The sequence below is a fragment of the Saccharothrix sp. genome (assembly GCF_031180885.1).
In the GTDB taxonomy this organism is placed as follows: domain Bacteria; phylum Actinomycetota; class Actinomycetes; order Mycobacteriales; family Pseudonocardiaceae; genus Actinosynnema.
Genome location: NZ_JAPSLK010000005.1, coordinates 53,839 through 77,359 on the forward strand (window position 1 = coordinate 53,839; position 23,521 = coordinate 77,359).

The 23,521-nt window shown below is 72.3% G+C and carries 22 protein-coding genes; 15 read left to right on the forward strand and 7 right to left on the reverse strand.

Annotated elements, in window-relative coordinates:
- Positions 1-54 precede the first annotated feature (54 nt).
- The 5 genes from RIN75_RS09880 (at position 55) to RIN75_RS09900 (ending at position 5,343) form a co-directional block, all read left to right on the forward strand.
- Positions 55-639 (forward strand): snapalysin family zinc-dependent metalloprotease, encoded by a 585-nt coding sequence (locus RIN75_RS09880; RefSeq protein WP_309111521.1) that lies wholly within the window; start codon positions 55-57, stop codon positions 637-639.
- Between the two features lie 90 nt (positions 640-729).
- A complete protein-coding gene (locus RIN75_RS09885; protein WP_309111522.1) occupies positions 730-3,465 on the forward strand; it encodes a BTAD domain-containing putative transcriptional regulator in 2,736 nt (911 codons plus the stop codon).
- 85 nt (positions 3,466-3,550) lie between these two features.
- On the forward strand, positions 3,551-3,952 hold the full coding sequence (locus tag RIN75_RS09890) for a VOC family protein (protein WP_309111523.1): 402 nt from the start codon (positions 3,551-3,553) through the stop codon (positions 3,950-3,952).
- Between the two features lies 1 nt (position 3,953).
- Positions 3,954-4,499: a YdeI/OmpD-associated family protein gene (locus RIN75_RS09895; protein ID WP_309111524.1), complete on the forward strand. Its 546-nt coding sequence runs from the start codon at positions 3,954-3,956 to the stop codon at positions 4,497-4,499.
- A gap of 112 nt (positions 4,500-4,611) precedes the next feature.
- On the forward strand, positions 4,612-5,343 hold the full coding sequence (locus RIN75_RS09900) for a MoaF C-terminal domain-containing protein (RefSeq protein WP_309111525.1): 732 nt from the start codon (positions 4,612-4,614) through the stop codon (positions 5,341-5,343).
- Here RIN75_RS09900 and RIN75_RS09905 read toward each other — a convergent pair.
- Positions 5,340-5,882 carry a MarR family transcriptional regulator gene (locus RIN75_RS09905; RefSeq protein WP_309111526.1) on the reverse strand — a complete coding sequence of 181 codons (543 nt, stop codon included), beginning with the start codon at positions 5,880-5,882 and terminating at the stop codon, positions 5,340-5,342. The genes RIN75_RS09900 and RIN75_RS09905 overlap by 4 nt on opposite strands.
- 90 nt (positions 5,883-5,972) lie before the next feature.
- On the opposite strand from RIN75_RS09905, the gene RIN75_RS09910 reads away from it, so the two are divergent.
- Positions 5,973-6,803 carry an NAD-dependent epimerase/dehydratase family protein gene (locus RIN75_RS09910; protein WP_309111527.1) on the forward strand — a complete coding sequence of 277 codons (831 nt, stop codon included), beginning with the start codon at positions 5,973-5,975 and terminating at the stop codon, positions 6,801-6,803.
- Positions 6,804-7,127: 324 nt separating this feature from the next.
- Here RIN75_RS09910 and RIN75_RS09915 read toward each other — a convergent pair whose 3' ends face one another.
- Positions 7,128-7,274, reverse strand: a complete 147-nt coding sequence (locus RIN75_RS09915) for a hypothetical protein (protein ID WP_309111528.1) — start codon at positions 7,272-7,274, stop codon at positions 7,128-7,130.
- A 186-nt stretch (positions 7,275-7,460) separates the two neighbouring features.
- Here RIN75_RS09915 and RIN75_RS09920 point away from each other — a divergent pair, with 186 nt between their 5' ends.
- Positions 7,461-8,819 (forward strand): MFS transporter, encoded by a 1,359-nt coding sequence (locus RIN75_RS09920; RefSeq protein ID WP_309111529.1) that lies wholly within the window; start codon positions 7,461-7,463, stop codon positions 8,817-8,819.
- Between the two features lie 410 nt (positions 8,820-9,229).
- On the opposite strand, the gene RIN75_RS09925 is transcribed toward RIN75_RS09920, so the two are convergent.
- The 5 genes from RIN75_RS09925 to RIN75_RS09945 are packed head-to-tail and all read right to left on the reverse strand — an operon-like array spanning position 9,230 to position 14,600.
- Positions 9,230-9,715 carry a hypothetical protein gene (locus tag RIN75_RS09925; protein ID WP_309111530.1) on the reverse strand — a complete coding sequence of 162 codons (486 nt, stop codon included), beginning with the start codon at positions 9,713-9,715 and terminating at the stop codon, positions 9,230-9,232.
- A 23-nt stretch (positions 9,716-9,738) separates the two neighbouring features.
- The gene (locus RIN75_RS09930) at positions 9,739-10,803 is read right to left on the reverse strand and encodes a hypothetical protein (RefSeq protein ID WP_309111531.1); all 1,065 of its coding nucleotides are present in this window, start codon (positions 10,801-10,803) and stop codon (positions 9,739-9,741) included.
- Entirely contained in the window at positions 10,800-12,500 is a 1,701-nt protein-coding gene (locus RIN75_RS09935; protein ID WP_309111532.1) for a hypothetical protein, read from the reverse strand. The genes RIN75_RS09930 and RIN75_RS09935 overlap by 4 nt, the downstream gene beginning before the upstream one ends.
- The gene (locus tag RIN75_RS09940; RefSeq protein WP_309111533.1) at positions 12,497-13,567 is read right to left on the reverse strand and encodes a hypothetical protein; all 1,071 of its coding nucleotides are present in this window, start codon (positions 13,565-13,567) and stop codon (positions 12,497-12,499) included. Before RIN75_RS09940 ends, RIN75_RS09935 begins: the two co-directional genes overlap by 4 nt.
- Before the next feature lie 31 nt (positions 13,568-13,598).
- Entirely contained in the window at positions 13,599-14,600 is a 1,002-nt protein-coding gene (locus RIN75_RS09945) for a hypothetical protein (RefSeq protein ID WP_309111534.1), read from the reverse strand.
- 203 nt (positions 14,601-14,803) lie between these two features.
- Between RIN75_RS09945 and RIN75_RS09950 the strand changes: the two genes are divergently transcribed.
- From RIN75_RS09950 to RIN75_RS09985, 8 genes are read left to right on the forward strand one after another with little or no spacing between them, the layout of a single operon-like run.
- Positions 14,804-15,634: an effector-associated domain EAD1-containing protein gene (locus tag RIN75_RS09950; RefSeq protein ID WP_309111535.1), complete on the forward strand. Its 831-nt coding sequence runs from the start codon at positions 14,804-14,806 to the stop codon at positions 15,632-15,634.
- The gene (locus RIN75_RS09955; protein ID WP_309111536.1) at positions 15,631-16,260 is read left to right on the forward strand and encodes a hypothetical protein; all 630 of its coding nucleotides are present in this window, start codon (positions 15,631-15,633) and stop codon (positions 16,258-16,260) included. The genes RIN75_RS09950 and RIN75_RS09955 overlap by 4 nt, the downstream gene beginning before the upstream one ends.
- 4 nt (positions 16,261-16,264) lie before the next feature.
- Complete coding sequence (locus RIN75_RS09960; protein WP_309111537.1) at positions 16,265-17,266, forward strand: ThiF family adenylyltransferase; 1,002 nt, start codon at positions 16,265-16,267, stop codon at positions 17,264-17,266.
- Positions 17,263-18,720, forward strand: a complete 1,458-nt coding sequence (locus tag RIN75_RS09965) for an effector-associated domain EAD1-containing protein (protein WP_309111538.1) — start codon at positions 17,263-17,265, stop codon at positions 18,718-18,720. Before RIN75_RS09960 ends, RIN75_RS09965 begins: the two co-directional genes overlap by 4 nt.
- The gene (locus RIN75_RS09970) at positions 18,702-19,742 is read left to right on the forward strand and encodes a JAB N-terminal domain-containing protein (protein ID WP_309111539.1); all 1,041 of its coding nucleotides are present in this window, start codon (positions 18,702-18,704) and stop codon (positions 19,740-19,742) included. Before RIN75_RS09965 ends, RIN75_RS09970 begins: the two co-directional genes overlap by 19 nt.
- Entirely contained in the window at positions 19,693-20,496 is an 804-nt protein-coding gene (locus tag RIN75_RS09975; RefSeq protein WP_309111540.1) for a hypothetical protein, read from the forward strand. Before RIN75_RS09970 ends, RIN75_RS09975 begins: the two co-directional genes overlap by 50 nt.
- The gene (locus RIN75_RS09980) at positions 20,493-22,370 is read left to right on the forward strand and encodes an ATP-binding protein (protein ID WP_309111541.1); all 1,878 of its coding nucleotides are present in this window, start codon (positions 20,493-20,495) and stop codon (positions 22,368-22,370) included. Before RIN75_RS09975 ends, RIN75_RS09980 begins: the two co-directional genes overlap by 4 nt.
- Positions 22,367-23,521, forward strand: coding sequence for an AAA family ATPase (locus tag RIN75_RS09985; RefSeq protein ID WP_309111542.1), 1,155 nt, complete (start codon positions 22,367-22,369; stop codon positions 23,519-23,521). Before RIN75_RS09980 ends, RIN75_RS09985 begins: the two co-directional genes overlap by 4 nt.

A 23,521-nucleotide genomic window follows, 5' to 3' on the forward strand; every position in this document is an offset into this window, starting at 1 on the left:
CGGGAGCCTCCCTGTCACCGGCTCCCGATTTTCCCTGTACACAAGGAGATCACCATGCTCGTGCGAAAGGTCGCACGCGCCGCCGTGGTCGCGCTGGGGATGCTGCTGCCGCTCGTCGCGGTCGCCGCTCCCAGCGCGTCGGCGGAGGCCGCGCAGCCCCAGGCGCTGGTGCGCACCCTGTACTACGACACCAGCCAGGCCCAGGAGTTCGCGGCGGACTGGGACAAGGCCGCGGCGAACTGGAACGCCTCCGTGGTCAACGTCCGGCTCGTCAAGAAGTCGGCGGGCACGCCGACCAACATCCGGATCTACGCGGACAACGGCTGGCCGCGCGCCTACGTGACGTCGCTGGGCAACGGCACCGTCTACATGGGCCGCCAGGCCGTCCAGCAGGGCTACTACCGGCCGCGCATCTCGACCCACGAGATCGGCCACATCCTGGGTCTGCCGGACCGGCGCACCGGCCTGTGCGCCGACCTGATGTCGGGCTCCAGCGCCCCGGTGTCGTGCAAGAACGACCTGCCCAACGCGGCGGAGCGGGCCGAGGTCGACCGCCGGTTCGCGGGCTCGCTCGCGGCGGCGGACGTGCGGGCGGCGGGCTTCGCGGCCCAGTCGGCCACAGAGTGCTACGTGTTCTGACGCGACGACCCGTGGGGCGGACCACCACCCGCCCCACGGGTGCCTCAACCGTGTTGGACCCGCCGTGCGCGACCCGGTAGAAGGGGACGCGTGGAGTTCCGGGTCTTCGGCGCGGTGGAGGCGGTGGTCGACGGCGTCCGGCTGGACCTGGGCCACACCCGCCAGCGGTGCGTGCTCGCCGCGCTGCTGGTCGACCTCAACCGTCCCGTGCCCACCGAACGGCTCATCGACCGCGTGTGGGGCGACCGGCCGCCGTTGCGCGCGGACGGCGTCCTGCGGACCTACATCTCACGCCTGCGCCGCGCCCTGGGACCCGCCACGATCGGCCGGCGCGCCGGCGGCTACCTCCTCGACGCCGAGTCGGACGACGTCGACCTGCACCGCTTCCGCGACCTGACCGCCCGCGCCCGCCGCCTCGACGACACCGCGCACGCGTTGAAGCTGGTCGAAGAGGCCCTGGCGCTGTCCGCCGCGGACCCGTTCGCGGGCCTGGACACGCCGTGGGTCGAGGCCGAGCGGCAGGCGCTGGCCGCCGAACGCGAAGCCGCCCAGGCCCACCGCGTCGACCTGGCCCTCCGGGTCGGCCGGCACGCCGAACTGCTCGCCGAACTGCCCGTCCGCGCCGCCGAACGCCCCTGGGACGAACGGCTCACCGGGCAGCTCATGCTCGCCCTCTACCGGACCGGCCGGGCGGCCGACGCGTTGCGGCACTACCAGGTCACCCGACAGGCGCTGGTCCGGCACCTGGGCACCGAACCCGGCCCCGAGCTGCGCGAACTGCACCGCCGGATCCTCGACGCGGACCCCACCCTGGCCGAGCCGACCAGGCGCGTGCCGCAGCTGCTGCCCCCCGCGCCCGCCGCGTTCACCGGCCGCGAGCGGGAACTCGAAGCGCTCGACGCGCTCCTCGACCGCGCCCCGGTCGCCGTGCTGACCGGTGGCGGCGGCGTGGGCAAGACGTGGCTGGCGCTGCGCTGGGCGCACGGCCACCGCGACGACTTCCCGGACGGCCGCCTGCACGTCGACCTGCGTGGGTTCGACCCGGTCGCCGAACCGCTCGCGCCGGACGCGGTGGTGCGCGGGTTCCTGGGCGCGCTGGGCGTGCCGCCGCGCGAGGTGCCCGCCGAGCCGGACGCGCAGGCGAGCCTGTACCGGGACCTGACCGCGGACCGGCGGCTGCTGGTCGTGCTGGACAACGCCCGCGACACCGGCCAGGTCGCGCCGCTGCTTCCCGGCGGCACGTCCTGCGCGGTCCTGGTGACCAGCCGGCACCGGCTGACCGGACTGGTCGCGACCAGCGGGGCGGTGCCCGTGCCGGTGGACGTGCTGGACGAGCCGGCGGCGGCCGACGTCCTGACCCGCCACCTCGGCGCGGACCGGGTGGCCGCCGAACCCGAGGCCGCCGAGGTCCTGGCCCAGCACGGCGGCGGGCTGCCGCTGGCGCTGGGCGTCCTGGCCGCCCGCGCGAAGGCCGCGCCGCACGTGCCGCTGGCCGCGCTGGCCGACGAGGTCCGCGACGCCCGGCTGGACGCCCTGGACACCGGTGACCTGCCGACCAGCCTGCGCGCGGTGTTCTCGGCGTCGCTGCGCGTCCTGGGCCCGGACGCGCGGCGCCTGTTCGGCCTGCTCGGGCTGGTGCCGGGGCCCGACGTGGCGGTGGCCGGGGCCGCCGCGCTGGCCGACCTGCCCGTGCCCCGCCTCCGGCGCGCGCTGCGCGAACTGGAGGACGCGCACCTGGTGCAGCAGCACGTGCCCGGCCGGTATCGGATGCACGACCTGGTCCGCCTGCACGCCCGCGAACTGGCCGACGACCCGGACGCCCTCGACCGGCTGTGCGACCACTACTGCCACGCGGCCTCCGTGGCGGCGGCCCTGTTCACCCCCGGCGAGCCGCACCGCCGCCCGCCCGTGCCGCCGCCGGTCGGCCCCGAACCCGCGTTCCCGACCCACCGCGAGGCGATGCGCTGGGTCGACGACGAACGCGCGTGCCTGCTCGCGATCGCCGTGCACGGCCGGCCCCGGCACGCGGCACACCTCGCGCGGGCACTGGCCCGGTACCTCGACACCACCGCGCAGGTGCACGACGCGCTGGCCCTGCACACCGTGGCCGCCGAACGCACCGGCGACGGGTTCGCGCTGACCAACCGCGGGTTCTGCCTGACCCGCCTGGGCCGGCCCGAGGAGGCGCTGCCGTTCCTGCACCGGGCGCTGGAAGTCGTCGGCGACGACCTCGCGCTGGAGAACCTGGTCACCACCCAGTTGGGCATCACCGTCGGCGAACTGGGCCGCAACGCCGAGGCGGCGGGGTTCCACGCGCGTGCCCTGGCGGCGGCGCGGCGGGGCGGGTTCCGGCACAGCGTGGCGGTGGCGCAGATCAACTCCGGCGACCAGGACATCCACTTCGGCCGCTACGACGAGGCCCGCACGCGGTTGGAGGAGGCGGTGGAGATCGCGCGGGACCTGAAGGACTCCGGCTTGGGCGCGGTCGCGTTGGGCGCGTTGGGCGTGCTGTACGGGCACTTGGGCGACAAGCCGACGGCCTACCGGTACTTCGAGCAGGCGTTGGAGTTCTCCGCCGGCGTGGTGCGCACTTTGCGCATGGGCATCCTCTTCGACGCCGCCCGCACCACGCGCCGGTTGGACGGCCCGGAAGCCGCGCTGCCCCGGTTCGAAGAGGCGCTGGAGTTGAGCCGGCAGACCGGCTACCAGGCCGAACAGGCCCGCGTGCACGAGGCCATGGCCGAGGCGCTGACCGAGTTGGGCCGGGTCGCCGAGGCGCGGGAGCACCATGTGACCGCGTTGGACCTTCGCGCGAACCTGCGCTGATTTTTGGTCCGGAAAACTGCTCAGCTGGTGAGCACTTTGACTCGGAGGATGGTCTCCAACAGCCCGTTCGAGAGGAGCCACCCCGATGTTGCGAGGACTCACCACCATCAGCTTCTTCGCCGACGACCTGGCCGCCGCGCGCGAGTGGTACGCCGAGGTGCTGGGCATCCAGCCGTACTTCGTGCGCGAGGTCGACGGCGCGCCGGCCTACATCGAGTTCCGGATCGGCGACTACCAGCACGAGCTGGGGATCATCGACCGGCGGTTCGCCGGGCCCGCGCCGGAGCAGCCCGGCGGTGCCATCGCGTACTGGGCGGTGGACGACGTGCAGGGGGCGTTCGACCGGCTGGTCGCGCTGGGCGGCAAGGTGCACCGGGAGCCCGTCGAGCGCGGTCCGGGGTTCGTGACGGCGTCCGTGGTCGACCCGTTCGGCAACGTCCTCGGCGTCATGTTCAACCAGCACTACCTCGACGTGCTGGGGGCGTGACGTGTTCAGCGCACCCACCGCCGCCGAGTGGCGGGCCTGGTTGACCGAGAACTCCGCGTCCGCCAAGGAGGTTTGGCTGGTGCTGCACCACAAGGACAGCCCGACGCCGAGCGTCCGCTACGCCGAGGCGGTCGAGCAGGCGCTGTGCTTCGGGTGGATCGACGGCCACCACCGCAAGAACGACGAACACTCATCCCGCCTGCGCTTCACCCCGCGCACGACGCGCAGCACGTGGAGCCGGGTGAACCGGGAGCGGGCCGAGCGGATGATCGCGGAGGGTCTGATGACACCCGCCGGTCAGGCCGTGATCGACCTCGCGAAGGCGGCGGGGACGTGGGACCCGGTGCCCGACCCGGACACCGTGCCGGCCGACCTGGTGGCGGCGCTGGACCGCTCCCCCGCGGCCCGGGAGCACTTCGCGACCTTCCCGCCGTCGTCGAAGCGGCTGATCGTGGCGTGGGTGGTGGGGGCGAAGCGACCGGAGACGCGGGAACGCCGCATCGCCCGCACGGTCGAGTTGGCCGCTTCGGGTGTGCGCGCCCGGTGAGGTTGGCCGCCTGTGCACCGCGTTTGTCTCGCGCCGCACGGGGTTCTCGCGCGCCGTTCCGCCGTGGTGCCGCCGGCACCAGACTTGCCGGCACCCCCGGGAAAGGACCGCGATGACGACGCTGTCGGACACCTCCACCTGGCTGCCCCTGGACGGCCTGGCCCCCGGCTTCGACCAGAACAAGGCGCCCACGGTCGCCGATCTGGACGGGCGTTCGTTCGGCTTGGACGGGCCAGTGCGCTTCACGGGCTCGTCCGTCGAGTGGGACGGCGGGACGCACCCGTGCGAGACGTTCCCGGTGGACGACGACCTGTACTACAGCCAGTTCCACCCGGGAGGGCGCGAGGCGTTCTCGCTGTTCCTGGACGTGCGGGCGAACCGGGCGCTGCTGGTGACCACCACGATCAACGACACCGGGACGCCCCGGGTCACCCAGCGCTTCACGCCCTTCGCCCTGCCGGGAGCCACCGGTCCCGTTCCGGCGCCGAGCCCGGCCTTGATCGGGAGGCGGGCGATGTGGGTCTACAGCACGGAGCACACCTACGAGCACGTGTACCTCAGCGCGCACTGGTACACGTGGCAGTGCCTGGCCGGGCCGGAGAAGGGCTTGGCGGACACCGACGAGAACACGACGTATGAGCTGCGGCCGGGGATCTACGTGTTCACGTGGCGGGAGAAGGTGATCCCGTGTGCGGCGGTGACCGTGGCCGACCACCGGGACGTGACCCGGATGCGGTCGCACGGGGCGTTGTTCGGGCTGGACGAGTCCGGCGAGTCCCCGACCCACTTCACCTTCGGCGCCCACGGCCGTCTGCTGAGCACGACCATCCACCCCCTGGGTTAGCCGAGGCTGGTGTCGCCGTGCTCGACCAGGAGCATGCGCAGGAGCTTGATCAGCAACTCCCGTTCCATCGGTGACAGGGGTGCCAGGAGCGCTTCCTCGTTGGCGATGTGGCCGACGAGGACGTCGTCCACCACCTTGAGGCCCTCGTCGGTCAGCCGGACCCGCACGGAGCGGCGGTCGTCCGGCGACTGGCCGCGGCGGACCAGGCCCTTCGCCTCCAGCCGGTCGATGCGGTTGGTGATCGCGCCCGAGGTGACCATCGCGGACTTCAGCAGCGCGCCCGCGGTCAGCTCGTAGGGCGCGCCGGAGCGGCGCAGGCTGGCGAGGACGTCGAACTCCCAGGGTTCGAGGCCGTGCGTGGCGAAGTAGTCCTTCAGCCTGCGCTCGAAGACCCGCGACAGCCGGGACACCCGTCCGATCACGCCCATGGGCGAAACGTCCACGTCGGGCCGTTCGCGCTCCCACTGGGCTGTCAGCTCGTCGACCGCGTCCCGCTCGGCTCGTGCGGCTTGATCGGCGCCCAAGGCCAGCCCCTCCAAACTCTCAACGTTAAAACTCTTGACATCGAGACAATCCTCTTGATATGAATTATCTCGACGTTGAGAAGCTTACCGGACAGGGGGACGACAGTGAAGACCTTGGTGATCGGAGCGACCGGGTACATCGGGTCCGCGGTGGCGGAGGCGCTGGTCGAGCGCGGCCACGAGGTGGTGGCGCTGAGCCGGAGCGGGGTCGAAGGCGGCCAGTACGAGGTGCGCGTGGGCGACCTGACCGACCCCACGTCGCCGGCCGGCGCGGCCGCCGGTGTCGACGCGGTGGTCCACGTAGCGCCGCCGCCGGGTGACGAGCAGGCGGGCAAGGCGGCCCTCGCAGCGCTGCTCGACAGTGGCGCTCGCGTCGTCTACACCAGCGGCGTGTGGGTCCTGGGCGCATCGGGCGACACACCCTTGGGTGAAGACGCCCCCACCAACCCCCTGCCCATCGTCGGCTACCGGCCGCGCCTGGAGCAGCAGGTGCTGACAGCGGGCGGTGTCGTGCTGCGGCCCGGCATCGTGCACGGCCGCGGGGGCGGCATCCCGTCGATGCTCGTCGGCTGGGCGAAGGAGGACGGTGCCGGCCGCTACGCCGGCGCGGTGACAACGAGGTGGCCGATGGTCCACGTGGACGACCTGGCGGAGTTGTTCGCCCTGGCCGTGGAGTCCGCCGAGCCCCGGCACCGTGCTGCACGGCGTGTCGGAGGAGGCCGTCTCCACCGTCGCGCTGGCCGCCGCAGCCGACCAGGCAGCCGGCGGCCAGGGCCGAGCCCACCCGTGGCCCACCGCCGCCGAGGTCGTGGGCGAGCAGTTCGCGGACGCCCTGGCCCTGGACCAGACCGTGACCTCCACAGCCACCCGCAAGTCGGTCGGCTGGAACCCCACCACCCCACAGCCCTGACCGACCTCCTCACCGGCTCCTACTAACCAACCCGGCTTAGCTGCCCACCCCCACCGGGCCGCCACCCCACCGGGCCGCCACCCCACCGGGCCACCACGTCCACCCGACACCCCCACCCTCGCCCGCGCCCACCCCCATTCACGCTCGCCCGCCGCGCCCACCAGCACGGCGGGCGGGCGCACCCAGCGCGCCACTCCTGCCCACCGATTCCAGCTCCACCACACCGCCGGCCAATCCCCACCAGCCGACACCAACCCCCACAAGGAGCCGCCTGCCGCCAACACTCACCCCCGTCCACCAGCCGCCACAAGTCACCGCGGCAGCCGCATCCCAACACCCACCCCCGTCCGTTATTGCGGCTCGTCGGGCTCGGACCAGGGCGGTACTTCCTCCGCCAGTTCCCGGTAGTGGTCGACCTCCTGGGGTGTGGGGTCCACGCCCGCTTCCTCCGCGAACTCCTCCGGGTCCTCGTGTTCGGTCGGTTCCGGTTCGGTCATCACAGCCACCTCCCGGCCGAGGGGTGCCCGGCGCCACAGGTCGAAAACGTGGTGCGCCGTGCGTGTTCCCGCGTTACGTGAAGGAATTCACTGATCAACAGGGTTTGGAGGCGAGAACCGACGCCTACTGTGTACGCCGTTCGCAGGGCACGTCGAGGCCCCGAGGATCGTGTACAGGGAGCCCCGATGTTCCGCGCGTTGCGCGGCCGAAACTACCGCCTGTGGGCGGTGGCCGACCTGGTGTCGGTCACCGGCACGTGGATGCAGTTGATCGGCCTCAACTGGGTTGTCATGGAGCGCACCGGCTCCGCCGCCACGGTCGGCCTGTCCGTGCTCGCGGGCACCTTGCCGTCGGTGTTGCTGGGGCCGTGGGCCGGGTCGTTGGCCGACCGGTTGCCGGTCCGGAACATCATCCTCACCTGCCAGTCGCTGCACGCCCTGATCGCCGGCATCCTGGCGTTCGCCGTGTGGCAGAACGCGCCGATCCCGGTCCTCTTCGCGTTGACCGCCACAGCCGGCCTCGTCTCGGTGTTCGACGGCCCCGCGCTCGGCAGGTTCGGCGGCCAGGTGGTGTCGCGCGAGGACCTGGGCAACGCCCTGGCGCTCGGCTCGGTGCTCAGCTCCACCGGCCGAATCCTGGGCATGAGCAGCGCCGCAGTGCTGGCTGCGGCACTGGGCACTCCAGCCCTGTTCGTGATCAACGCGTTCAGCTTCATGGCAGTGGTAGTTGCCGTCCTGGCCATGCGCACTCACGAACTGCATCCATTGGCGGTCAGCCCCCGCGAACAGGCCGGTGTGCGGGCAGGCCTCCGCTACGTCACCGCGTCCGGCCGCCTCTTGCTGCTGTTCGCGCTGGGTTTCGTGCTGTCCAGCCTGGGCCGCAACTACCAGGTGACCATGGCCGCGATGAGCGACAGCGCCACCCACTACGGCGTGCTGTCAACGATCTTCGCCATCGGCACCGTGGTCGGCGGCCTGGCAGCGTCGGCATGCCGGAAGCTCACCCTCCGCCTCCTCCTCATCGCCGCAGGCGTGACAAGCATCTTCCAGGCCATCGGCGGCGTGATGCCTGGCACCTGGGGCTTCGCTCTAGTCCTCCTACCCATCGCAGCCGGCGCGGTGGTCATCGACACCACCATGAGCACCCGCCTGCAACTGGACACCGCAGACGGCATGCGCGGCCGTCTTCTCGCGGTCAACCACGCGGTGGGCGCCGCAGCCGGTGCCGTAGGCGCACCCCTTCTGGGCTGGCTGTGCGAGCACCTGGGCGCCCCCGAAACCCTGGTCCTGGCCGGCACCCTCACCTTGATCGCCACCGCCTTCGCCACCACGGTCTTCGCCGCACCCCCACACCGCCGAGCAGCCCTAGCCCACCGAGTCCTCCGCCGCCCCCACCCAGTCCTCCCACCCTCCGGCCACCCCCACACCACCACCCGCCCAACCTCCCGCCGCCGCCACCACCCCCGCCCCCTCCCCCACAAAACCCACACCCACGCCCACACCCACGCCCACACCCACGCCCACACCCACGCCACCCACCGCTAGCCAACCCACGAACCACACCGCCACCAACCCCCGCCCGCACCCCAACAGGCCCCGACCAACGCACACCCGACCCGGCAACGCGGCCCCACCCGGCAACCCCACCCGACAGGCCTCGCCCGACACACGCCCCCCGGCAACCCTGCCCGCCAGCCCCGGACGACTGCTCCGCCCGGCGGCCCGGCCCATCGGTACAACCCCGGCGCGGCCGCGCAACCCAGCCAGCAGGCCTGGCCACCTCTGCAGCCGACTCGGCCCGAAGCGCGACCCGGCGGCCTAGCCGACAACACGGCCCGGCTGCGTAGCCGATAACGCGGCCCGATGCGGCAGTCCCTGTCAAACCCGGCGGGCCCCACCCGACACGGCAACACGGCCCGACGTGCGGTGCGACCCGAGGGTGGCGGGGGTATTGGTCAGCGGTAGAAGAAGATGTCTAGTTCCAGGATGTCGGTGCCGCCGCGCCAGAAGCCCTCGCCGCTGGCGTCGGCGAAGGCCGGTTGGCGGGATTGCAATGCGCTGAGAACCATCTTCGCGCGCTCTTGGGCCTCGGCCACGCCGTCCAAAGGGCCGGCGGCGAAGACCAGGACGAAACCTACCGCTCGGCCCGGGCCGCGTGCGGCTACCTCTCGGCTTACCGCGTCCAGGACGCCCGCCGCGACCGGGCCGTCCGGACCCTCCGCTGCCAGCCGGTCCAGGTCTGCTTCTACCTCGATCTTCACCGGGGTTCGGTCGAGCACGCGTTCGGCGACGGTGGTGGTTGTGGTGGGGGCGGTTGTCGTGGTGGTGGTGGTTGTTGTGGTGGTTGTTGAGGAAGCTGTGGCGGTGCCGGGGGTGGATTCCAGGCCGATTATGAAGAGGACCAGGAACAGGTCGGCGAAAAGCCAGCCGGCCAACAACACCACGTGAAGTTTGCGTTGGCGGGTCATTGGTGGTCGCCGTTGGACATGGGGCGGGCGTTGTCCAGGGGAGTGTCGTCCCAGCCGTCGTAGCGGTGGTCCATGCGGTCCAGGGCGTAGCGGAGTTGGGCTACCAGTTCGCTCAGGCTTTCGGTGCGTTCGCGGAAGACGTCCAGGGATTCGCCCAAGCGTTCGGCTGATCTGGCTACCTCGCCGGCCACCTCGCGGTGGCTTTGGGCGTCTGCCTCCGCCCGTTGGGTTGCCTGGTCCAGTTGGCCGATCAGGGAAGACAGGGAGCCTTGAAGGGCTCGGCCGTCAGCTACTACGGTCTCGTGCAGGGCGATGAGGGCCGATAGGGTTTCAGCCGGGGCCTGTAGGGCGGTGCCCATGTCCTTTAGGGCCCGGGCGGCTTGGGTCCATTCGGTCAGGGCGCTGTGCAAGTGGCTGCCTGGGCCGGTTTTTACTGCGCCGGCGATGGTTTGGCCGGTGTCTTTGAGGGCGCTGACCAGGGCCGAGTTGGAGGCGCCGATTCGGGCGGCGAAGTCTCGGACCTGGCGTTTGGTTAGTTGGACTTCGCCTTCCACCTCTACTCGGCCCACTAGGACGGTCGCCATTGCCAGGTCCTGCGCCAGGGCTGCGCGGTCGTCGGCTTGGGTTGCGGTGTGGCGGCTGCCCGACAGGTGTGCGGCGAGGGTTAGGGCGATGATCACGAAGACTATGAAGGCCACGAAAGCGGCGGTCCCGCCTAGAGTTGGCACCTGGCCACCGAACCCCCGCTGCCAGCCCAGCAAGAAGGACTCGTTGCTGTTCGCACGCTCGTGCGCCTCCAAAGCGCCGCTCAGCCGCCACCACGTGAAGCCGACCGGGACGAAGACCAGCAGGTCGCGCACTACCTCCAGCCACGCCACCCATCGGGGGCGCCCCTGATCGGGTAGCAGCACCTCGGGCGGGTAGGACTGAACCAGCGGGCTGCCAACCAGAGCATGGCCACCGGCGCGCAGGTCCTCGCCGATGCCGCGCAACACGTCGGCGGCGGCACCAGGACGGCGGGCCCAGGTGTCGAAGCGGTCGGCGAGGGCTTCGAGAGTCATCGGTCCGCCAATCCGTTTCCTTCGAAATATCGCCTGGCCGCAGCGTCCGCGACCAACCGGCGCACGCGCGCGTTGTCCGCCCTCGTGTACAACACGTGCAGCAACGCGGGTGGCGCGTCCGCCGGGAGCAAGCGCAGGACGTCGCCGATGATGCGGGTGCTACCCAAGTCCGGCCCGAACACCGTCCCGACCAGCACGTCGTACAGCGGCACGGCGGCGCTCGCGCTCTGGGGGCGCAGCACGTCCACCACCTGCGCCAAAGCATCACCCGTGAGGAACGCCTCCCGCGCGGCCTTGCGCTGGTCGCCGGAGTTCTTGCGACCGGGCAGGCTGCGCAGCACCAACTCGCACGTCGCGGGTTCGCGCGCGCCGTCCTCGTGCAGCCAACGCAACAGGGTCGCGGTTTGGAGTCTGGACGTTGCTTGGAAGACCAGGCCCAGGCATCGTTCGTCGGTCAGGGAGAAAGTGGTGAGCAATCCTACGAACGCCACCAGTTCCTGCCACGACTCCACACCGTGCGCCACAGGCTTGGTGCGCGCCAACTCCTTCACCAAGGTCGTGCTGTCGAAACGCAAGAACGGCAACAGCTTGCGGGCCGGCTCGGACAACGGCCGGGTCGCCATCCGCCGCGCCAGCTCGCCCAACATCCGGTGCTCGGACGCCCGCGCTGTCGCACTCCCGTTGGCCTGCACGTCCACCAAAGTGTTCGCCAGGTCGCCATCGGGCGTCTGCCGGATCTGCTCCACGATGTGCTCGTCCACCACCCCCGACCGCAGCACGTCCTCCTCCACGGGCGTCAACTCACCCCTGGTGGACCGGCTGAGCAGGTCCATCACGTCGGCCAGCACCCCGGGCTTGAACTGGACCCGCTGCGCCCACGCCTCGACATCGCGGGCGGTGGCCAGTGGTTGTGCGGGTAGCAGCGCTGTCATTGCCTCGCAACCCCGGCGCGAGTAGCGGCTGGCCAAGGCGAAGGTGAAGTGCCGCAACGGGTTCGCCTCACGTGGTCCACCCAAGCGGACCCGGGTGCGGGTGGTGGCGTGGGTGGAGAAGCCCGACGCGGCGGTGAGGAACACGACGCGCGGCAGGTGGCGGCCGGTGTCGCCGGGCTCGGCGGTGGCGAAGGTCAGCGGCTCGCCGGTGATGTCCAGCCACGCGCACAGCAGCTCCACCGGCGGCGCGGGCGGGTCGACCACGGTCAGCGCCGCGCCCGGCTCGGCCAGCAGGGTCGCGACGAAGTCCCCGACCAGCCCCGGCGACAGGTCGCGCACCGAACCGCGCAACGACCACAGGCCCTGCTCGGCGGCGGCGTGCAGCCAGCCCGCGTGCAAGGCCTCCAGATCGACACCGACTTCGTCGCCCTCGCCGCTCCAACCGTCCCACGTGGACAGACCCAGGGCGTGCCAGGCGTTGAGGGAACGGCCGATCAGCACGTGCGCCAAAGCCGAACCCTCGCGGCCGTTGGCGTCGGGCACGTCCTTCTTGTGGATCAGCACCTTCACGCCGTCGAAGTCCAGGAACACCAACCCGGGCGGACCGGGCGCGGCCCACACCAGTTCGTGCAGCCGCTGGTCCCACTGGTCCAGCGCGTCCGGCGGCAGCGACGACGCCACCGGCCCGACACCCCGCCGGCCCAGCAGCGAACGCGCCGACCAGCGGTAGACGACCTGGTCGACCCGGGACAGGTCCGCGTTCACACCCACCCCCCGACCGGCGTCGGCGTCAGCACGCCCTTCATCGCCAGCAACGACAGCAACGGCTTGAGCACCCGCCGCTGCCGGAACGCCACCGCCGGGAACTCCGCCCCCTCCGGACTGGTCCCGGCCGCCGACGCGAAGTGCAGGGTCGACCACGCGCACCGCTCCGCCGGGGCCAGCCACCGGTGCGCGCCGCGCGCGAACAGGTAGGAGTACACGTCCCGGCTCTCCTCCTCGACCGTGCTCAAGTCGAACTCCTCCGCCTCGGCGTCCCGCGACAACCAGTGGTCCACTTTGGACGAGCGGAACCGCAGCAGGTCCGCCTTGGCCACCACGGACACCGACGGGATCGGCAGGTACGGCAGCCGCCGCCGGTTGCGGATGGCCGAGATCCGCCCCAACGTCACGTCGAACGCCGCGTCGCCGGTGGTCTCCGGCCTGCCGCGCAACAGGTTCGGCACGGTCTCCGGGTCGATCACGAACACCAGGGCGTTGACCGCGCCGATGAACGCCACCGACGGGTCCACCCGCTCCAGCACCTCGCCCGCCACGTCGAAGAACGTCAGCGCGAACCGCCGCCCGGTGCGCAGGTTGGTCACCTTCAAGGCGTCGGCGAACTCGATGGCCGTCGCCGGCGTCGCGCGCAGCCGCTGCCGCCGGCCCAGGAACGGCTCCACGACCGTGCTCATGTACCGCTGGTGGATGCGCAGGTCCAGCGGCTCGACCAGCAGCCCGATGTCGCGCAGCGGCGCGGCCCGGCGCATGAGCTGGCCGACCATCGCGGCCAGCAGGTGGCTCTTGCCCGCCGCGCCCTGCCCGATCACGCCGACCACCACGCGCTCGTCGTAGTCGCCGTAGTCGTGGGGCAGGTAGTGCCGGGTGCCGCCGCCGGTGCACACCCGGTAGGCGGTGGCCAGCCGGTTGAACAGCACCTCCTGGTTCTCCCCGGGCAGCGGCTGGAACGGCGTCTCCTCGCCCTGCGCGTCCAGCACCACCACGGGCGCGGCCGACCACAGCACGGTGTGCAGGCAGATCGGGCACTGCAACGAACTCGGCGACCGGCTCACGACAGCCACCCCCACCGAACCGGCGACTGGCTCACGACAGCGCCCCCCACAGCACCACGACCAGCACCACCAGCCCCACGACCGACGTCCACACGATCGCCTTGACCCGGGTCGGCGACACCGGCTCCTTGAGCAACACGTGCGCGTTCTGCTGGTACCAGGCCGCGAACGCGCGCTGCTCGGCGCGCAGCCGCTCGAACGCCTCCACCCCGCCGGTCTCCCGGTCGGCGATCGTGGTCACCGGGCGGCCGGAACCGGACAGCGGGTCGGGCAGCTTGCGGCGGCGCAGCAGGGCCAGCGGGTCCGGGCGGCGGGTGCGGTCCGGGTCGAACACGCCCGCCAGCAGGTCGCGGACCACGACGTCCTGGAGCGCCAACCGGCGGCGCACCTCGACCGGGTCGGTGACGTCCTCGTTGGTGAACAGCCGGTACAGCACCAGTCCCGCGTCCAGCAGGTCGTCCTGGCGGCGCGCGGTGCCCTCGGGCGGCGGGCGGTTTGGGCAGCACGAGCACGCGGGCGCGGGCAGGCCGGACAGCACGGCGTGCTCGAAGTCGACCAGTTGCAGGCCCTCGCCGTCCCAGTGGAGCGTGGACAGGCCGATCCGGCGGTGCACCAGGCCGCTGACCGCGAGGTAGCGCAGGATGCGGACCAGGTCGTCCACCACAGGGCCCAGGACGTCGGCGCGCAGCGGCATCTCCAGCCGGCTCAACGGCTCGCCCCGGTTGGTGCGCAGCAGGTACGGCGGCTCGTGGTCCGGGTTGTGCCCGATCAGCCGGGTCAGCTGGGTCGGGTAGCGGCGCTCGGTGAGCCGGCCGCGCAGCCGGGTCAGGGCGTCCACCTCGCGGCGCAGCAGCACCACGGACTCGGGGTCCGGGCCGGCCGAGCGCAGCGCGACGGGCTCGTTGACCCGGTTGCGGCCGTACCGCGACAGCAGCGGTCCGTCCAGTCGCCGCCGCCCGTCGAACTCGACGTCGTAGGTCTGCAAACCGCGTCCGAAGTCGCCCGCGAGGATCAACTGGAGCTGTTCGGTCATGCACTTCCCAGGGAGTCGGTCGAGGAGTCGAACCCGGATGTCCGCGACGGTAGACACCGCGGGAGCCGCCTGCGAGCGAAGTCGCCGAGATGACACCGAACGGCCTATTGGCCGCCGGAAGTTTCCGGAACTCCGTAACACCGCCCGCCGAATGCGCGACACTGGGGGCGTCCATCCGCTAATGCCGAAAAGATGGAGAGCGCGTGGGTCGGGTGACGTTCCGGCAACTCCGGCGCGAAGGCGCGTTCGCCCTGCTCGGGACGTTGTTCGGGGACCGCTCGTCCTGCTTGGCGCTGCTGGAGGACGCGGGTGTGCCCGCCTCCAGCGTGCCACCGCCGGACTCGTTGCCGCCCGAGCAGTTCTGGCGGGAGGTGTGCCGCCGGATCGATCACGGCGGTTTTCCACTCGACTTGGAAAAGCTCCTGCTCGCGGCGCTCGAGTGGTATCCGGCGAATGCGCAACTGCGGCGGTTGGCGGCCGGTTCCGGACCGGGTCGCGCGCTGTGCCTGTTGTCGTCGCCGACTAATGCGGCGCGAGTTCGGCTCGACGTCGAGCACCGCACCATTCTGGAGATATCCGCACGATTGCGGAATTTGTCGGTGGTGGTGAACCCGGCGACCCGCGTCCGCGACATCGTCCCCGCGCTGCTGGAGGCGCAGCCCGAACTCGTGCACTTCTCCGGGCACGGCACCGCGGACGGCAGCCTGGTGTTCGAGGACGACGCGGGCAACGCCGCCCCGGTCGCGGTGGACGACCTCGCGCGCAGCTTCGCCGTGCTCGACGACCTGCGCTGCGTCCTGCTCAACTCCTGCTACACCACCGGCTACGCCGAGGCGCTGCGGTCGCGCGCGGAGGCCGTGATCGGCTCCACGATCCCGCTGGGCGACGAGTGCGCCACCGCGTTCACCCGCGGCTTCTACACCGCGCTCGGCCACGGCGGCACGCTGCGCCGCGGCTACGACGCGGGCCTGGCCGAGATGGGGCTGCGCGGCTGCCCGGTCTCCGGCATGCGCTACCTGGAGGGCACCGCATGAACGAGCACCCCGCACCAGAGCCCGCCGCACCGGAGCACCGCGCACCGCAGCCGACCGTCGACCTGGCCGCCGAGGACGGGTTCAACGAGGGCCTGCGGCGGGGCCAGGACCGCACCAACTCCGGCGTCGACGGGCCCGCGGTGACCACCGCGAACTCGTTCTGGGTCGCGGGCGGCCAGCAGGTGTGCCCGGTGTGCCGGCACACGTTCCGGATCAACGACCGCGTCCACGTCCAGCACGCCACCGCCGACGGCGCGGCCCGCGTCGTGCACGCCGGCGAGGAACTGCCGTGCCACGGGGACGCGGCCGTCGGGCAGCAGGACGACCCGGCGATGACCGCCGAGTTCTACGCCGCCATCGACAAGCTGGACGCGCTCAACCAGGTCGCCAAGCGGCTCAAGCCGACCTCGTGGATGGTCGCCGACCTGCCCAAGCGGGTGCGCTGCGCGGGCTGCGGGCACAGCCTGCGGCCGTTCGAGGCGGTCGTGCTGTGCCCGTGCGACGAGACCGCGCCCAAGTGCAAGCTGCCCGTCCACCACGACCCCGCGCGCGGCCTGGACTGCCGGGACCGCTGGCTGCTCAACAAGAAGCTCGTGCACTGCCCGATGAGCTACCGGAAGAGGTGAGGCGGTGGCCGACCGCTACGCCCGGCACGCGCTGGTCCCGGGGTGGGACCAGACCGCCTTGGCGCGCGCGGAGGTCGTCGTGGTCGGGGTCGGGGCGCTGGGCACGGAGGTGGCGCGGCTGCTCGGGCAGGCCGGGGTGGGCCGGCTGGTGCTGTGCGACCCGGACGTGGTCAGCGAGTCGAACCTGAGCCGGGGCGCGTTGTTCCGCGCCGCCGACGTGGGGCGGGCCAAGGTGGAGGCCGCCGCGGAGGCGCTGGAGGTGATCGCGCCGGACACCGTGGTCGACCCCCGGCACGCCGAACTGGCCGCAGCCGTCGGGCTGGGCGAGCTGCGGTCGGCGTCGCTGGTGGTGAGCTGCCTGGACAGCCTGGCCGCCCGGTTGCGGCTGACCACCCGGTGCAACCTGGTCGGCGTGCCGCTGCTGGACGGCGGCACGTCCCCGTGGGGCGGCGAGGTGCGCTACCACGCGGTGGACGACGCCTGCTTCGGCTGCGGCCTGAGCGCCGCCGACCGGGCCGCCACCGACGACCCGTGGAGCTGCGCGGACCTGGTGCGACCACACCACCACGGCGCGTCCGCCCCGATCTCCGCGCTGGTGGCGTCGTGGATGGCGACCACCGCCCTGCGGCTGCTGTTCGGCCACCGCCCCGGCACGACCGTCGTGCGGGTCGACCCGGTTCGCGGCGCGGCGCACCAGGTCCGTCTCGACCGCGACCCCGAGTGCCCGTTCCACGAGACCGTCACCGAGGTATTCCCGTTGGCGCACAACCACTTCAGCACCGCAGGCGACCTCCTGGCAGCCGTCCGCGACGACGAGGTCGCGCTGACCTGGACGCCGTTCCCGGTCGACGGCCGCACCAGCGTCCACCTGCGCGACGCGCCGGGCGGGGCGCGCCTGGCCGACCTGGGCGTCGCGCCGCGCGAGCTGCTGCCCGTCGTCACCCCCGGTTCCGCCGGTCGGCTCCGCTACCTGGAGCTGGCCCCCACCGGCGAAGGAGCACCATGAGACAAGAGCTGGCCCGCGACCTCGCGGCGATCTTCGACACCGAGGAACCCGCCCGCGAGTTCCTGCGCGAGACGGGCTACCCGCCCGGCCGGATACCGGCGTTCACCAACGCGCAGGCGTTCTGGCTGCACGTGGTGGGCCAGCTCGAACTGGGCATCATGGCCAACGGCCCGGAGACCGTCGTGCGCACGGTGCTGAGCTGGTACCCGGACAACCGCACGTTCGCGGGGTGGCTCACCCAGCTCACCGCCGACACCCCCGCGCCCACCGCGCGGACCGAGAGCCCCGAGACCGCCGAACCACCGCCCAGGCTGGAGGACAGCGGCCCCTGCTTCGTGCTCTACGCCGTCACCTCCGACCAGCACTCGGCGTTCGTGGACGCGGTGCGCGCGGTCGCCGGTCCCGAGGCCGAACTGCTCTACACGACACCGCACGTGTCCGCGGTGCGCATCCCCGACCCCGGCCGGCGGGCCGACCAGATGGTGGCCGCCGTGCAGCAGGAGCTGTCCCAGCGCGGGTCGAACGCCACGGTGAACTACGAGCGGCACCCGTTCCGGCCGTACCTGATCGCGAGCCTGGTCGTGCAGGGCCCGGACGGCCAGCCCTTCGAGCTGCGCGCGGTGCCCGCGTCCACGCTGGTCTCCGACATCCCGTTCGCCGTGCTCAGCCAGTACGACGACGAGGCCGTGCGCAACCGGCGCGGCGAGTTCCAGCGCACGGTCGTGGACGTCATCGGCGCGGACGGCCAGCCCCGCAGGCTGGACCCGAACCAGACGCTGCACGAGGCCGGTGTGCGCGACGGCGACGCCATGCAGGTCGCCGCCCAGGCCACCGCGGGCTCGACCCGGCGGTGGCAGCAGTGGGTGGAGAAGGCCAGCGCCCAGATCGAGGCCTACGCCCGGCGGCACGACGGGTTCGAGATCGTCAAGACGAACAGCCGCGAACTGCCCACCCAGTTCACCATCCGGATCACCACCACCGGGTTCGCGCTGCCCGAGGACGCCGACCCGTACCGGCCCGAACCGGTGCCGGTCGGCGAGCACGAGGTGCTGATCGCGCTGGACCGCGAGTTCCCGCGCGAGGCGCCGCTGGTGCTGTGGCAGTCGCCGGTGTTCCACCCCAACATCGCCCGGCTGCCCGCGGCGCGGCTGCCCAAGGGCGCGGTGTGCCTGGGCGCGCTGATCGACGCCTACCGGCCGGACCTGGACTTCGCCGAGCTGTGCGGGATGCTGGTGGACATCGCGGGCTACCGCAACTACGAGGTGCTCGACCCCGACGAGGAGGGCGAGGGCTACTTCGACCGCCAGGCCGCGCTGTGGGCCCGGTCCGAGGCCGGTCAGGACGCCATCGAGGCCATCGGCGGGCGGCGGCTGCACGAGCTGGCGAAGGAGGCCGCGGACCAGGGGCGCGCGCCGATGCCGTTGACCGTGCGGGCGTGGGGCGGCGACGAATGACCATCGCCGAGGTGATGCTGTTCAAGGGTGACCGGCCCCGGCCGCGCTACTTCGGCCGGCTGTCGCTGGAGCCGCTGCTGCGCGAGGCGCTGGACGAGGCCGACGAGGACATCACGTTCGTGCTGGTGTTCCACCAGGTCGGCGAGGACGCGCCGGTCGAGGACCGGCTGGTGAACCTGCTGCCCGACTTCGGCGAGCTGGACGTGCTGGCGGTGCGCGGCAAGCAGGTCGTGTACCGGCGCAAGTTCGGGGTGGGCGCGCTGCTCGGGCCGGTGCTGCGGCGGTTCGTGGACCGGATCGACGCCGACGAGCCGCACTGGTCGTTCCGGATCAGCCATCCCGTGCTGGACGGCGAGCGCAGTTACCGCAAGGCCCCGTCGATCGAGGGCGCGGTGGACGTGAACCTGCACCGCCCCAACAACCAGCCGCTGTTCACCATCAACAAGGTGGAGGAACCGGCCGTCGCCGAGGTGCGACCCGCCGACCACGGGATGCCGGAGGAGTACCTCACGCCGATCAACGTGCTGATGACCCCGGCCACGCAGTCGCTGCTGCTGTCGGACCTGCCGCTGTCGCAGCGCATCGAGGAGGGCGGGTTCTTCCTCGGCACCGTCCGCGCGATCGCCGGCGGCGACACCCGCTACCTGGTCGAGATCACCGCGGTGACGCCCGCGCAGAGTTCCGGCGCGGGCAAGGGCCACTTCACCTTCACCGCCGACTCCTTCGCCGCCGTCAACCAGCTGCGCGCCGAGCGCGGTCAGGGCGAGGAGCTGGTCGGCTGGTACCACACGCACCTGTTCGAGGCGGGCACCGGCCTGGGACTGTCCGATGTGGACCTCGACCTGCACTTCGCGACGTTCCGCAGGCCCTGGCAGGTGGCCGGCCTGCTCAACGTGACCAAGCACAGACGGGTGCTGCGCTTCTACGGCCGCCAGGACAACGACATGAGGGCTTGCACCCAGTGGATCAGACATGAGCGCGACAGATACCTCCCTGCGGGTGTTGGAGTGGACGACGAGTGACCGCGGCGGCCAACCGCCCCGCGGCGACCTCGCCGCGCCCGCGGAACTGGCCCGACCCGGCCGCGACGTGCTCGCCGCGGTCGGGCGGCTGGTCGCGGTCACCAGCGCCAAGCTGCGGCTGAGCGGTCCGCCGCTGGGTGACCCGCGGCCGGCCGGGGTGGGCGCGGCGGTGCTGTGCGCGGCGGTGGGAGGGCGACAGCGGAGGTCGGTCGCGGCCCGGCTGCTGGAGGCGGTGCCGATGCCGCGGTCGGGCGCGGACATCGTGGCGCACTACGGGGTTTCGACGCGGTGCCTGGCGGCGTTGGACGGCGGGTTGCGGGAGGCGGTGCTGGCGCGGTCGCCGTTGCACGCGTTGTTCGAGGTGCCGTCGCCGGCGGAGGAGCACGAGGTGGAAGCCGTGCTGGAGCAGGCGATCGACGACCCGCCCGCGCGGCGCGCCGCCGTGCTGCGGCTGGCCGACGTGCCGACCAGACCTGGGCAAGCGCGGTGGCGGGGTGAGGTGTTCGAGCGCTTCCGGTTCCGGGACCGGGGTTTCGTGCTCGACGTGTACGAGGCGGCGATGACGTACTTCGGCGACGCGCACCGGGCGCGGCTGCGGGAGGCCGAGGCGGACGGCGGCGAACTGCTGGTGGCCACGGCGCGGTGGTGGCAGGCGCTGGCGTCGATCGAACGGGCGCACCGGCGCGACCTGCGCGCGCGGCCCGCGTTCACCGGCTACCTGGACGGCATCCGGTTCCACTGGAGGTACCGATGAGCGAGCCGATCAGCCTGCGGGTGGTCATCGAGCAGCCCGAGACCCGGGTGGACGTGCTGGGCGAGGCGCCGAGCAGCCCGGTCGCGGCGGTCCTGGCCCGGCACCGGTGCCTGCTGGTCGAACCGCTGCGCCCGGACCAGGCCGCCTTGCCGCTGCACGACTTCGACCTGGAGTTCCAACTCCGCTCCGACGTCACGCCGGGCACCGTCCTGCACCCACCGACCCCCGGCACCCCACCCCAGTCCGCAGCCCCACCACCGCACGCAGCCCCACCACCGAGCGCCGGCCCGCCGCCGCGCCAGGCGGAGCCGGGTGCGCCGTCGCCCCGGCACCCGGAGAAGATCACCGAGGAGCAGGCCACCCAGCTCGCCCACGGCGTCGAGATCGAGGCGGCGGCCTCACTGCTGCGCGCCGACCAGTCGGTGCTGATCACCTGCGAGAAGATCCTGGTCCCCCACCTGGCCGAGCACATCGTCCGACAGGCCGGCCGCGACCCGCAGCTGTTGGAATCGGACGGCGACGAGCCCCAGCCCCCGGTCGCCGGGTTCCCCGCCCCGCCCGCGACCCTGCGCCAACGCCTGCTGTCCCGCCTGCGCGACCTGGTCCGCGAGATCAAGGACCGCCAAGTCCTCGTCGTGCCGCACCTGGACCTGCTGGGCGGCGGCCAGGACGGCGCGCTGTCCAACGAGTCGCGCGAGCTGATCGAACTGCTCTACTCCACCCACGGCTCCCGCTGCGTGCTGCTGGCCTTCGCGGACCCGTCGCTGCCCGTCCCCGAAGTGCTGGCGTCCCGGTTCAGCACCCGCATCGCCATCGAGGGCACGCCCCGGCTGGTCCGCCTGCACACCGGCGAGGAACTGCCGTCCCAAACGGCCCTCATCACCCGCGAAGAGGCCGCGCACTTCTCGGTCCGCGAGAACACCGACCTGTACAAGTTCCTGGCGGGCCTGAGCCCGGTCCGGCTGCGCCAAGCGATGCGGTACGCCCACCAGCAGCACGAGGGCAACCCGCAGGCGACCGTGGCCGAGCTGCGCGACACCATCAGGGCGTTCAAGGCGCAACAGTCGTCCAGCTTCGAGATCCCCGACGTCAGCTGGGACGACATCGGCGGCTACGACGACGTGAAAGCCGCCCTCGAACGCACGCTGCACATCATGAACATGTCCCGCGCCCTGCCCGACGAGGACCAGCACCTGCGGGCCGAACTCACCCCGCGCGGGTTCATCTTCTACGGGCCACCGGGCACCGGCAAAACCCTGTTCGCCAAGGCGGTCGCGAACAAGTTCAACGCCACCATCCAGATCGTGTCCGGCCCCGAGGTGACCAACAAGTTCGTCGGCGAGGGCGAGCGGCGCATCCGCGAGCTGTTCGCCGAGGCCCGCCGCAACGCGCCGTCGGTCATCGTGTTCGACGAGTTCGACTCGATCGCCGCCCGCCGGGGCAGCGGCGACGACGGCGGCAGCCGCGCGGGCAACGCGATGGTCGCCCAGATCCTCACCGAGATGGACGGGTTCCGCCCGGACGTGCAGATGCTGGTGATCGGCACGACGAACCGGCTGGAGCTGATCGACTCGGCGCTGCTGCGGCCGAGCCGGTTCGCGAGCTTCCCCATCGACCTGCCCGACGAGTACGCCCGCCGCGACATCATCCGGGTGCACGCCCGCCGCTACCGCGTCCCGGTCGAGGGGATCACCGAGGCGCTGGTGCGGGCCACCGTCGACTGGAACGGCGACGAGATCCGGGCGCTGTTCCGGGACGCGTTCGTGGCCGCCCGGTACGAGGGCAGACCGCCGACGCCGACGCAGCTGGGCGAGCTGGTGGGCCTGCACCAGATCAGCCGCAAGCGGGAGCACGTGGGTCGGGGGCGCGTGTGAGCTGGCCCGAGGAGACCACGCGGACGGTCAACCTGCTGGCCGCCGTGGAGCGCAAGCTGGACGGCTGGTTCGTCGGCCGGGGCGCGGCGGTGCGGCTGATGGTGCTGGCCGCGGTGTGCCAGGAGCACCTGCTGCTGATCGGCCCGCCGGGCACCGCCAAGACCGACCTGATCTCGCGGTTCTGCGGCCTGGTCAACGCCTCCCAGTTCCGCTACCTGCTGACCCGGTTCACCGAGCCGTCGGAGATCTTCGGGCCGCTGGACTTCCAGCAGTTCCAGGTCGGCACCTACCGCATCCGCACCACGGGGATGCTGCCCGAGGCGGACATCGTGTTCCTGGACGAGGTGTTCCAGGGCAGCAGCGCCATCCTCAACACCCTGCTGGCGGTGCTCAACGAGCGGTCGTTCGACAACGGCGGCACGCGCCAGCCCGCGCGGCTGGTGAGCCTGTTCGGCGCGTCCAGCGAACTGCCCGAGGACCCGGCGCTGCTGGCGTTCGCGGACCGGTTCCTGCTGCGGCTGGAGGTCGAGCCGGTGGCCCGCATCCGGTTGCACGAGCTGCTGGACCGGGGCTGGCAGCATCAGACCGAGCAGCTGGGCGGGGGCGGGGTGAACACCTCGCCGCTGGTGTCGGTGTCCGACCTGGCGAAGCTGACCCGGCAGCTGCGGCACGTCCGGCTCACCGAGGTCCGGTCCCGCTACGCCGACGTGGTGGCCGAGCTGACCGCGCGCGGTGTGGCGCTGTCGGACCGGCGGATCGTGCGCGGCCTGAAGCTGGTGGCGGGCGCGGCGCTGCTGCGCGGCGCGGAGGTGGCCCACCCGCGCGACCTGTGGCCGTTGCGGCACATCTGGACCGAGCCCGGTGACGCCGAGGTCGCCAAGGGCGTGCTGGACAACCACCTGGGCGCGGTGGACGGCGAGGACGCCGGCCGCTCGGTGACCGCGCTGCTGGAACTGGCCCACCAGCGGGTGCGGCAGCTCGACGACTACCCGGCGGGCGCGGACGGCTCCGCGGTCATGACCACCCTGCGCGTGCTCAACCAGGAGGTGCTGCAACCCCTGCAACGCCGGCACCCGCAGGAGCACGCGGCCATCGACACCGTCCGCGGGCTCATCAACGACGTCACCCAGCGGCTGCGGAAGACGAGCTAG

Excerpts from the sequence above, each read along its gene's own strand:
- RIN75_RS09965 (WP_309111538.1), top strand. The coding sequence starts at position 17,263 with ATGAGACAAGAGCTGGCCCGCGACCTCGCGGCGATCTTCGACACCGAG.
- RIN75_RS09920 (WP_309111529.1), top strand. The coding sequence starts at position 7,461 with ATGTTCCGCGCGTTGCGCGGCCGAAACTACCGCCTGTGGGCGGTGGCC.
- RIN75_RS09975 (WP_309111540.1), top strand. The coding sequence starts at position 19,693 with ATGAGCGCGACAGATACCTCCCTGCGGGTGTTGGAGTGGACGACGAGT.
- RIN75_RS09945 (WP_309111534.1), bottom strand. The coding sequence starts at position 14,600 with ATGACCGAACAGCTCCAGTTGATCCTCGCGGGCGACTTCGGACGCGGT.
- RIN75_RS09930 (WP_309111531.1), bottom strand. The coding sequence starts at position 10,803 with ATGACTCTCGAAGCCCTCGCCGACCGCTTCGACACCTGGGCCCGCCGT.
- RIN75_RS09915 (WP_309111528.1), bottom strand. The coding sequence starts at position 7,274 with ATGACCGAACCGGAACCGACCGAACACGAGGACCCGGAGGAGTTCGCG.
- RIN75_RS09980 (WP_309111541.1), top strand. The coding sequence starts at position 20,493 with ATGAGCGAGCCGATCAGCCTGCGGGTGGTCATCGAGCAGCCCGAGACC.
- RIN75_RS09880 (WP_309111521.1), top strand. The coding sequence starts at position 55 with ATGCTCGTGCGAAAGGTCGCACGCGCCGCCGTGGTCGCGCTGGGGATG.
- RIN75_RS09900 (WP_309111525.1), top strand. The coding sequence starts at position 4,612 with ATGACGACGCTGTCGGACACCTCCACCTGGCTGCCCCTGGACGGCCTG.
- RIN75_RS09955 (WP_309111536.1), top strand. The coding sequence starts at position 15,631 with ATGAACGAGCACCCCGCACCAGAGCCCGCCGCACCGGAGCACCGCGCA.
- RIN75_RS09890 (WP_309111523.1), top strand. The coding sequence starts at position 3,551 with ATGTTGCGAGGACTCACCACCATCAGCTTCTTCGCCGACGACCTGGCC.